This is a genomic window from Streptomyces sp. AcH 505 (assembly GCF_000818175.1).
Taxonomy (GTDB): Bacteria; Actinomycetota; Actinomycetes; order Streptomycetales; family Streptomycetaceae; genus Streptomyces.
Genome location: NZ_JTIY01000002.1, coordinates 417,458 through 427,773 on the forward strand (window position 1 = coordinate 417,458; position 10,316 = coordinate 427,773).

The following is a 10,316-nucleotide window of genomic DNA, read 5'->3' on the forward strand; positions in this document are numbered from 1 at the left end:
TCGGGTTCCTTGGCCAGACAGCCGCGCAGCAGCGCTCCCAGCGGATCGGGCAGGCCGTCCAGGGCGGGTTCCTCGTGCACGATCCGGTACAGCAGCGCGGGGGCCGACGGCGTCTCTCCCGGACGGGAGAACGGGCTGCGGCCGGTCGCCGCGTACACCAGCACGGCGGCGAGCGAGAACAGGTCGCCGGGCTCCGCCGAACTGCCCGACGTCGCCTGCTCGGGCGCGAGATAGCCCGGCGAGCCGATGACACCACCGGTCCTGGTGTGCCGGGAGTCGTCGGCGGCACGCGCGATGCCGAAGTCGATGAGCAGCGGCCGCTCACCGCCGAGCAGGATGTTCGACGGCTTGATGTCGCGGTGGCTGAGCCCCGCCGCGTGCACCGCGCGCAGCGCCTGGCACAGTTCGGCGGCCAGTGACAGCGCGGCGGCCGGCGGCAGCGGCCCGTTGCGCTCCACCCGGTCCGCGAGCGAGGGCGCGGCCACGTACTCGGTGGCCAGCCACTGCGGCCGGGCGCCGGGCGGGCTGTAGTCGACGACGGTCACGGTCCACGGCGACCGCACCCGGTCGGCGTTGCGTATCTCCCGGTCGAACCGTTCGGCGAAGCCGTCGTCGGCGCCGAACTCGGACCGCAGCGTCTTCAGCGCGAGCGGCCTGCCCGACGGCGTACGCGCGAGGTACACCTGCCCCATGCCGCCGGCGCCGAGCCTGCCGTACAGCGGATATCCGCCGATGACCCGCGGGTCCGAAGGATCCAAGCTCTCCATGGGCAGCCACATTAAAGGGGCACACCACGGCGCGGGAGCGCGCGGGTACTCATCTTCGCCCCCGCACCCCCACCCCCGTCTTCGCCCCCGCACCCGGGCGGGACCCGAAGCGCCCCTGGACGGCGCGCGCCCCCGCCGGCCACGGTCGGTGGCCGGCGGGGGCACGGAGGCATGCCAGGTGTGGTGCCGGGACAGGCGTCAGTGACGGGGACCGCGCTTGCCGCCCATGTCCTTGCCGCCCATCTCGTCGCCCTCCTGGCCCGAGTCGTACTCGATCTGCTCCTTGCGGACCTCGGAGGAGACCTCCTGCTGCTCGGTGACCTTCTCGGTCTCCATGCGCACCCGCTCGACCGCGACGGTCTCCTTGCGTACGACCGGCTGCTCGGCGTGCAGCGTCACCTGGGTCTCGGCCTCGCCGATACGGCCCTTCGTGCGGTCGCCGTCCGTGATCGGCTCGTGGATGACCCGTACCTCTTCGTGGCTGACCGGCACGGTCGTGGTGATGTTCTCCGTCACGACGACCTTGCGCAGCCGGGCCCGGCCGCTCTCGTGCTCCTCGGTACCGACGTGCAGCTGCTCCTCCGACCGGATCAGCTCCTCGCCCCTGCGGTGGTCGCCGGTGCCGGTCATGTCGGCGTCCGCGAAGCCCATGCCGACGCCCTCGGACTTGGCCGTACCCGCACCACGGCCGGTGCTGGTACCCGCGTCCACACCGCCGGCCACGCCACCGGCCGCACCCGCGCCCGCACCCGCGCCGGCGGCCATGCCGGTGCCGGTCGTCCCGCCGGTGTCCTTGGTGGTGTCCGTGCCCTTGGCCCCGGCCATGCCGGAGCTCATGCCGGCGCCGGCGCCGGTGAGGCCGTAGTGCTCGTAGAGCTCACGCTCCTGGGCGGCGTCCAGATGCTCGTCGGCGTCCAAGCGCGGGGCGTCCTTGACGGTTTCCTTGGGGTGGGCCACATGCAGCCCCTCGCCGGTGCGCCGGGCACCGGACAGCGGGACCAGGCTCTCCTTCATACCGAAGAGACCGGTTTTCACGGTGACCCACTCGGCGCGGCCGGTGCGGTCGTCGACATAGACCTGGCCGACGTTGCCGATCTTGTCACCGTCCCTGTCGTAGGCGGTCAAGCCGTTCAGCTCACCGGGGTTGTTGAAGACGCCATCGGCTGACATCTGCCATCACTCCTTGCTGCGTGGGGGAGCGCGTCCAAGGGAGCGGTCCCCTCGGAGTCAGGCGCGCATACGTCCATCGCGCCTCGCCCCGGTGGGTAAGGCAACCGCAGACGGCACGCACGGGCGGCGGGGACCGCCCGTGCCCGCCGCCCGGACGGGATCCACGCCCTGCCACCGGCTCGTTCCGCACTCCGCCATTCGGGTGAACGGGGAACCGGAACGCGGCGCGCCGTGTCAGCCGCCGGGTCTTCGGTGATCCTTGACTGCTGAGACGCCGCGACTGCCGAGGAGAGCGCCGATATGCCAGTGCAACGTGTGGGTGTCGTGGTCCATCAGGGCCGTCCCGCGGCCGTGGAGGCCGCCGACGTCGTCCATGACTGGTGCCTGTCCCACGGCATCCCGTGCAAGGAGATCGACGTCTGGAAGGACCACGAACCACGGCACGGCGGCCAGGAGGAGGCGGTCGCGGCCGGCAATCCCGACCTCGTCGTCACCCTCGGCGGCGACGGGACCTTCCTGCGGGGCGCGCGGATAGCGGCCAAGAGCGACGCGGCCGTGCTCGGCGTCGACCTCGGCCGCGTCGGCTTCCTCACCGAGGTGCCCGCCAACGACGTGGGGCGGGCCCTGGACGCCGTGCATGAGGGCAGGGCCACGGTCGAGGCGCGGATGACGCTGGCCATGCGGTCGTCGAGGCCGCTGGAGATCCCGACCGCGATGGAGGCCCTGCTGCGCTACGGCCGCGGCCCGGCGCTGCCGCCGCCCGAAGTCCGCCCCGACGTCGCGGGCGGCGAGGGCTGGGGGATGGCGCTCGACGCCATCGCGCTCAACGACGTCGTACTGGAGAAGCTGGCGCGCGACCGGCAGGTCAGCCTCGGCGTCTACATCGCGGGGCGGCTGCTCGCCTCGTACTCGGCGGACGCGGTCATCGTGGCCACCCCGACGGGCTCCACGGCGTACAGCTTCGCGGCGGGCGGGCCCGTGCTCTCCCCGCACATGGACGCGGTGGTCTTCACCCCGGTGGCGCCGCACATGACGTTCGGCAGGACCGTCGTCGCCGCCCCCGACGAACCGGTCGCGCTGCGGGTGCTGCCGCACTCGGGCGACGCGGCGCTCAGTATCGACGGGCAGCTGCGCGGGGTGCTGAAGCCGGGGGACTGGGTGGGGGTGTACGGGGCCAAGTACCGGCTGCGGCTGATCCGGCTGGGGCCCACCGACTTCTACACCAGGCTCCGCGACCGGTTCCGGCTCACCGACGCGCCGGCGACGGCGGCCGACGGCCAGTCGGCCCCGCTGTTCCGGCCCGACGGGCCCGTCCCCGAGGACCTGGCGCATCTGCGGATGCCGCCGGCCGACGAGGTGTGAGACAAGGGGGGTTCGGACCGGTCAGGTCCGAACCCCCCTTGCGGCACTGCCCAGTTGGGTCAGTCGTCCGGGTCAGTCGTCCTTCACGTCGTGCGAGTAGTCCTTCGCACACTGGTCCTTGTCGGACTGGCTGTTCGCGTGCTGCACACAGTCGTTGTAGTTCTTGAAGTCGTCCGAGTTCAGGATGGAGGCGCCGATCGCGACGAGCACCCCGGAGACGATCAGACCCAGCGCGCCCAGCACGGCGCCGACGATCGCCATGGTGCGATGCGGTGCCTGGCCGCCCCTGGCCCGGCGCGCCGCGATGATGCCGAGCACGATGGCGATGATGCCGAGGACGATCCCGCCGATCACCGTCCAGAACAGCACGCACGACACGATCCCCAGTGTCAGTGCCGCGATCGCCATCCCGTTCTTCTGTGTGGGCGTCACGCCACACCCCTCCCTGTAAGTCCCGGATAAAGGCTGTCTCCCGTGTGCCCCCGGTGGCGCGATCAAACGGGAAGCGCGCGCCGGGTCGTCTCACCGACAATCAAATGTTTCTGGACAAAAAAAGTGTTCGGTGAGACGGTGGAGTCATGTTGGACGTGACCGTGATCGAGGACGCGACGGCGGCAGCCGTCTCACTGGACCCTGTACGGGCGCGGCTGCTCGCCGAGCTGGCGGTGGGACCCGCGTCGGCGACGATGCTGGCCGGCCGGGTCGGACTGCCGCGCCAGAAGGTGAACTACCACCTCAAAGCGCTGGAGCGGCACCACCTGGTGGAGCTGGCCGGCGAGCGCAGGAAGGGCAACGTCACGGAGCGGCTGATGCGGGCGACCGCCGCCTCGTACGTCATCTCGCCGCTCGCCCTCGCGGCGGTCCAGCCCGACCCGGACCGCTTCCGCGACCAGCTCTCCGCCCGCTGGATGCTCGCCGTCGCCGCCCGCCTCGTACGCGACGTGGGCACGCTCATCACCGGCGCCGCGAAGGCCCGCAAACGCCTCGCGACCTATGCGCTCGACGGTGAGGTCCGGTTCGCCTCCGCGGCCGACCGGGCCGCGTTCGTCGAGGAGTTGACCCGGGGCGTCGGGGCGCTGGTGGCGAAGTACCACACGGCGGACGCCGAGGGCGGCCGGGACCACCGGATCGTCGTCGCGCTGCATCCCACCGTCAAACCCACCGCCGAAACCACTGCCGGACCCACCGCCGACAACACCGTCGAAACCACTGCCAGAACCACCGGCGAACTCAGCCAAGAGCCGGGCGACCAGCCGGCCGAGGAGTCCGGTCGGAGGAGGAACCATGTCGAAGGAATTTGAGATCGTCCGCGAGTTCGAGGTCGAGGCGAGCCCCGCCGAGGTCTGGGCCGCGATCACCGCCGGCACGGCCGCCTGGCTGTGGCCCCTGGAGTACGAGCACCGCGAGGGCGGCGCCGCGCCGTTCGGCGGCACGGTCACCGCGTGGCAGCCGGAGCGCCGGCTGACCGCGCGGACCGAGAACGTGGAGGGCATGGACCAGCAGACGGTCAACCAGCTCGACCATGTCATCGAGCCGCGGGAGGGAGGCGGTTCATGGGTGCGTTACGTGCACAGCGGCATCTTCGTCGACGACTGGGAGAACCAGTACGACGGCGCCGACAAGCACACCGACTTCTACCTGCACACCCTGCGCCAGTACTTGCTGCACTTCACCGGCCGCGCCGCCACGTACGCCTCGGTCGACGGACCTGCGGCCGCCACGGCGAAGGATGCCTTCGACGCGGCTGTCCGGGGCCTCGGGGTGCCGGACGACGCGGCGGTGGGTGACACGGTGACGTTCGCGGTGCCCGGCGGCCGGAGCGGCGACGCCGTGGTCGACTTCCGCAACGCGTACTTCCTCGGACTGCGCACCGACGACGCGATGTACCGGCTGTTCGGCAGGAACCACTGGGGCGCGCCGGTCGGGATCTCCGTGCACGACTTCGCCCCGGGCGCCGACGCCAAGCAGATCGAGAGCGCCTGGCAGAGCCGGCTGGACGGCCTGTTCGGCTGATCCACCGGGTCCCGCGTCCCGCGTCCCGAGCCTCGGGCCTCGGGCCCGGGGCCGGCTCGTGGTCACCGGTCCGGGATCTCGCCTCCGGACCGGGTCCACTGCCGCAGGCGTTCGGCCGGCCAGGTGTTGACGACCCTGTCGGCCGGTACGCCGCACTCCTCGGCCCGTGCGCAGCCGCGCAGTTGCCAGTCGAGCTGCCCCGGCGTGCGCGTCCGTGTCGACGGCGAACAGCGTCCCGGCCGCGACCGCGCGGCGCAGCAGCCGCCGGGGCGGATCGAGCCGTTCGGGACGGCAGTTGATCTCGACGGCCGTCCCGGACTCCGCGCATGCGGCGAAGACCGCCTCGGCGTCGAACTCCGACTCCGGGCGGCCCTTGCCGGTCAACAGGCGGCCGGTGCAGTGCCCGAGGACATCGGTGTGCGGATCGCGTACGGCGGCGACCAGCCGGCGCGTCATGGCGCGGGCGTCCATCCGCAGCTTCGAGTGCGCCGAGACCACCACCAGGTCCAGCCGGGCGAGGAGTTCGGGCTCCTGGTCCAGTGAGCCGTCCGGCAGGATGTCGCACTCGATCCCGGTCAGCAGCTCGAACGGCGCCCAGCCCGCGTTCAGTTCGGCGACCACGTCGAGCTGATCGCGCAGCCGCTCGGGCGACAGGCCGCGGGCGACGGTGAGCCGGGGGGAGTGGTCGGTGAGGACGGCCCACTCGTGCCCCAGGGCCGCGGCCGTCCTGCCCATCGCCTCGATGGGGCTGCCGCCGTCCGACCAGTCCGAGTGCAGATGGCAGTCGCCGCGCAGCGCGGCCCGCAGCTTCTCTCCGCCCTCGGCGAGCGGTGCGGCGGCCTCCCTCTCCAGCCGGCTGAGATAGTCCGGCACGGCGCCGTCCAGCGCCGCGCGCACGACGTCCGACGTCTTGGGGCCGATCCCCGGCACCCGGGTGAGGGTCCCGGCCGCGGCGCGTTGCCCGACCTCGTCCGCCGGCAGGCCGGAGACCGCCTCCGACGCGGTGCGGAACGCCCGTACCCGATAGGTCTCGGCCCCCGACCGCTCCAGCAGGAACGCGATCCTGTCGAGTGCCTGCACCGGATCCATGGGCGCTCCCAGCGTGTCGGCTCGGGTGTCGGGTGGGTGGTCGGGTCGGCTGTCGGTCCCTTCCGGCATTGTCGGCGCCGCCGTGCCGCGCCGCATCCCGCCGCGGATTCCGCTTCGTCCTGGACCGCCTGCCGCCTCACGGATTGGGTACCCGTTGCCCATCGCTTGACCAGACCTTGACCTGTACGCCACGGAGGGCGCCATGTCGGTGACGACGCACCAGGACGAAGACCACGCCGACGGCGGGCAGGAGGCCGGTGGCAGGGAGGAGACGCGCGAGGAGCGTGCCGACCGTCAGTGGGGGGAGCTGATCCAGGAGATACGCATAGCCCAGACCGGCGTGCAGATCATGTTCGGCTTCCTGCTGACCGTGGTCTTCACCCCGCGCTTCGCCCAGCTGTCGGAGGCGGACACGACGATCTACCTGATCACGGTCGTCCTGGGCGCGGCCGCCACCGGAGCACTGATCGGCCCTGTCGCGCTCCACCGGGTCGTCTCCGGGCGGCGCATCAAGCCCCGGGCGGTGACCTGGGCCGCCCGGCTGACCGTCACGGGCCTCTCCTTGCTGCTGGCCACGCTCGTCACGGCGCTGCTGCTGATCCTGCGGGTGGCGACCCACAACCACCTCGTGCCGTGGATCGTGTCGGGGGTCTTCGCCTGGTACCTGTTCTGCTGGCTGTTCCTGCCGCTCTGGGCGGGACGCGACGGCAAGGAGTAGGACCACATGACAAGGCCCCGCGGGCTGGTTGCCCGCGGGGCCTGTCACCGCGTCGAACTCCGCTCGACGTTCCCCCGGTCGTGCCGACACTGCCGCGCCGTGCACCCTTGGCCTGCGCGACGGTGCGCGCGGTCCTCGTCGAATGGAACCTGTGGAGCCTGACCGAAGCGCCCTAACTACTGGGCGAGCTGTCGTCCGGTCCACGTCTCTCGGCCGGATGTGTCCCGACCGGCCGCCGCCGAGTGTTGGCGGTGCAAGGTCCGGGCGGGATCCGACATGGCGACAAGGACAGGAAGATCCGGGTCACGGCTGATCCGGTCGTGACGGCCGGGGGTGTCCGACAGAGATCAGGCAGAGGTGGCGCGACGCTTGCGCGAGGCCCACAGGATGCCCGCACCGGCGATGAGGACGACAGCGGCGCCGCCGGCGATCATCGGGGTGGAGCTGGAAGAACCCGTCTCGGCGAGGTCGTCTCCGGCCGGGCTGGGCTGCGAGGAGGGCAGCACGGCGGCGGGGGAGGTGCTCGACTCGCTCGGCGCGGGAGACTCGACGGCGGGCGACGAGGTCTCAGGCGCGGGCGTCGACTCGGACGGGGCCGGCGACGAGGACTCCTGGCCGGGGCAAACCGGCGCGGTCTTGTCTTCCTCGATGGCACCCTGACCGTCGGCCGACTTCACCGAGAGGTGCAGCTTGATCTCCTGCGAGTGGCTGTCCAGGTCGAACGACTTCTGGAACTCGGCCGGGAAGGAGGCGTCGAGCAGCTTCTTGCTGCCGTCGGTCACGTCCGTGACGGTGACGGTGTTGCCCGCCTTGTTGTCGTAGTTCTTCAGCGTGACGGTGACCGACGAGCAGTCCACCGTCCACGCCGGGGTGTGCGCGGCGGCCGGGACGGCCGACAGGCCGACTCCCAGCATCCCTGCCGCGGCGACCGTTATGAGGGCGCCGGGGCGCCTCCACGATCCTCTGAATACAGTCACAGAATTCCTCCGCGATAAACGGCGCCGCCCACATTGACGGCGCGCGCGCACAGTATCGCCCTCGCCCCTGGCGTCATCACTCACCCCTCCCAACTCACGCTTCCCACGTGCGCGATGGCGCGAAAAGAGTGCCGGAACGCCCGGAATTCGCCGGACGGGGGCGGCAGGATAGGTAAGTTTGCGCACCTCAGCCGGTATTCATCACAGGTAACAGAATATTCGGCAAAGTTTTCGTCAACACGCCTTCGCCGAACCGGCGTTGGTCCGGTTAGCGCCGTTTTGTTCTCCGGCCGCGCCGCGGCAGCGCACCCACCGTCCACTGCCTGAAGGCCGCCAGCCGGGGGTGCTTCTCGCGCTGTTCGCGCGACGACCGGTCCAGCTCCTCCATGAGCCGCTGCGAGCGGTTCTCCATGTCCAGTTCGTCCAGCATCCGGTCGATCTCGGTGAGCACCGCACCGTACAACTGCCACTGCCGGGGCCGTTCCTGAATCCGGAGCAGCAGCAGCTGCGCGACCTCTTCCCTGCTCGCTGTCGCCGCCGCCAGGTCCTCGGCCAGCCGGCCCTCGGCCATCTCGGCGCTCGCGCTCACATCGCTGGTGACCAGCACGGCGAAGCTCACCACGGCGTCCGCGAGATGACCGAGCAGCTCCTCGAGCGCCGTACCGATCTCCTCCGGGAACAGCGGCTCCTCCCTGCGCGCCTTCGCCAGGTCGGTGAGTGTCCTCGCCAGGACCCGCAGGACCACCGTGCAGATCTCCAGCGTGTCGAGCCCCGTGCGCAGCACCACCCGGTGCAACAGGCCCTCCCTGACGCGCGGATTGAACCGAACGCTCTCCTCCGCCTGCCGCAGCGAGGCGTCGACCTCGGCGATGTCGTTGTCCAGCCGGCGTGCCTCGTGCAGCCGCTCGGCCGCGAGGCCGACCGGCTTGGGCGCGCTCAGGTCCTCGCTCACCCGCAGAATCAGCTGGCGCATCCGGCGGGCCAGCCCCTCGATGGACTCGCCCGCTGTGCTTACCCAGACCGGCGGGACGAACAGCACGTTGAACAGCAGCCCCACCACGGCGCCGATCAGGGTGTCCAGCACCCGGTCCCAGGCGGTGTTGGCGACCTGGGTCACCCCGAGGACCAGCATGGCGCTGATCCCCACCTCGACCACGAACTCACCCGCGCGCACGAACCGTCCGACGACGAGCGCGGCCAGCAGCAGAATGGCCAGGCTCCACCAGGTCAGCCCGACCAGCGCGCTGAAGGCGATGGCCATTAGCACCCCGGTCACCACGGCGTTCACCCGGCGGATGCCGGTGGTCAGCGTGGAGTAGAGCGTCACCTGTACGACGAGGAGCGCGGTCAGCGGCGCGGTCAGCGGCGCTGCCTCGTTGCTCAGCCGCAGCGCCACCACGTAGGAGATGGTCGCCGCGACGACGGAGCGCAGTGTCTGGGCGACGGTCGGGTCCCGGCGCAGCCGGACCAGGTCCGCCGGCAGGGCGCTCATTGTTTCTCGGACGTCACGCACCTCGTCACCTTTCCCCCTCCTGGGCGCTCCGGACCGGAACCGCGCACGGAGAGACGCGAATACCCCGCCCGGTCGCGTCCATACGGAGCAGCGGCGCATAACGTCGGGGGAGTACGCACCGCCGTTCCGAATGCGAGGCTCGAAATGAACGCGGGGTTCCCCCTGGCAGAGGCGACGCGCGCCGGCGATCTCACGGAACTCGACGAGAAGGTGACGCATTGTCGTGCCTGTCCGCGTCTGGTTGCCTGGCGGGAACGGAAAGCGGCCGAAGGACTGCCCGCTTATGCCGGGCAGGAATACTGGGCGCGCCCGGTGCCCGGATTCGGTCCCCCGGACGCGGCGATGCTGCTGGTCGGTCTCGCCCCTGCGGCGCACGGCGGTAACCGCACCGGCCGCATGTTCACCGGCGACCGGTCGGGTGACGTGCTCTTCGCGGCCCTCCACGAGGTGGGGCTGGCGAGCCGGCCCGACTCGCGTTCGGCAGACGACGGCATGCGGCTGCACGGCGTACGGATGACGGCGCCGGTGCACTGCGCGCCGCCGGAGAACAAGCCGACCCCCGAGGAGCGCGACACCTGCCGGCCCTGGCTGGTCCGCGATCTGACCCTGCTGCGGCCCACGGCGCGTTCCCTCGTGGTGCTCGGGGCGTTCGGCTGGCAGGCCGTCTTCCCGGCGCTGGCGGCCGCCGGTTGGTCGGTGCCCCGGCC

The 10,316-nt window shown here is 71.5% G+C and carries 10 protein-coding genes and 1 pseudogene; 5 read left to right on the top strand and 6 right to left on the bottom strand.

The features are described 5' to 3' along the window. Positions 1–767, bottom strand: a 767-nt coding sequence (locus tag HY68_RS41205) for a serine/threonine-protein kinase (protein WP_042000413.1), incomplete at its 3' end; no start/stop codon positions are given. A 198-nt stretch (positions 768–965) separates the two neighbouring features. Beyond that, entirely contained in the window at positions 966–1,937 is a 972-nt protein-coding gene (locus HY68_RS32010; protein ID WP_041998377.1) for a PRC and DUF2382 domain-containing protein, read from the bottom strand. 300 nt (positions 1,938–2,237) lie between these two features. On the opposite strand from HY68_RS32010, the gene HY68_RS32015 reads away from it, so the two are divergent. Next, a complete protein-coding gene (locus HY68_RS32015) occupies positions 2,238–3,299 on the top strand; it encodes an NAD(+)/NADH kinase (RefSeq protein ID WP_041998380.1) in 1,062 nt (353 codons plus the stop codon). A gap of 72 nt (positions 3,300–3,371) precedes the next feature. Here HY68_RS32015 and HY68_RS32020 read toward each other — a convergent pair whose 3' ends face one another. Next, positions 3,372–3,731, bottom strand: coding sequence for a DUF4190 domain-containing protein (locus tag HY68_RS32020; RefSeq protein ID WP_107070247.1), 360 nt, complete (start codon positions 3,729–3,731; stop codon positions 3,372–3,374). A gap of 146 nt (positions 3,732–3,877) precedes the next feature. Here HY68_RS32020 and HY68_RS32025 point away from each other — a divergent pair, with 146 nt between their 5' ends. Both HY68_RS32025 and HY68_RS32030 read left to right on the top strand, forming a co-directional pair. Next, a complete protein-coding gene (locus tag HY68_RS32025; RefSeq protein WP_241778829.1) occupies positions 3,878–4,600 on the top strand; it encodes a helix-turn-helix domain-containing protein in 723 nt (240 codons plus the stop codon). Beyond that, the gene (locus tag HY68_RS32030; RefSeq protein ID WP_041998382.1) at positions 4,584–5,312 is read left to right on the top strand and encodes an ATPase; all 729 of its coding nucleotides are present in this window, start codon (positions 4,584–4,586) and stop codon (positions 5,310–5,312) included. Before HY68_RS32025 ends, HY68_RS32030 begins: the two co-directional genes overlap by 17 nt. A 62-nt stretch (positions 5,313–5,374) precedes the next feature. Here HY68_RS32030 and HY68_RS41210 read toward each other — a convergent pair. Beyond that, positions 5,375–6,401 (bottom strand): annotated as a pseudogene (locus HY68_RS41210) (PHP domain-containing protein). Between the two features lie 202 nt (positions 6,402–6,603). Between HY68_RS41210 and HY68_RS32040 the strand changes: the two are divergent. After that, positions 6,604–7,119 carry a DUF6328 family protein gene (locus HY68_RS32040; RefSeq protein ID WP_041998387.1) on the top strand — a complete coding sequence of 172 codons (516 nt, stop codon included), beginning with the start codon at positions 6,604–6,606 and terminating at the stop codon, positions 7,117–7,119. Positions 7,120–7,466: 347 nt separating this feature from the next. Here HY68_RS32040 and HY68_RS32045 read toward each other — a convergent pair whose 3' ends face one another. Both HY68_RS32045 and HY68_RS32050 read right to left on the bottom strand, forming a co-directional pair. Next, positions 7,467–8,096, bottom strand: a complete 630-nt coding sequence (locus HY68_RS32045; protein WP_198533466.1) for an LAETG motif-containing sortase-dependent surface protein — start codon at positions 8,094–8,096, stop codon at positions 7,467–7,469. Between the two features lie 268 nt (positions 8,097–8,364). Beyond that, positions 8,365–9,588 (bottom strand): FUSC family protein, encoded by a 1,224-nt coding sequence (locus HY68_RS32050; protein WP_041998393.1) that lies wholly within the window; start codon positions 9,586–9,588, stop codon positions 8,365–8,367. Between the two features lie 165 nt (positions 9,589–9,753). On the opposite strand from HY68_RS32050, the gene HY68_RS32055 reads away from it, so the two are divergent. Further along, positions 9,754–10,316 (top strand): uracil-DNA glycosylase family protein (locus tag HY68_RS32055; protein WP_042000422.1); only part of this gene is annotated, 563 nt, incomplete at its 3' end.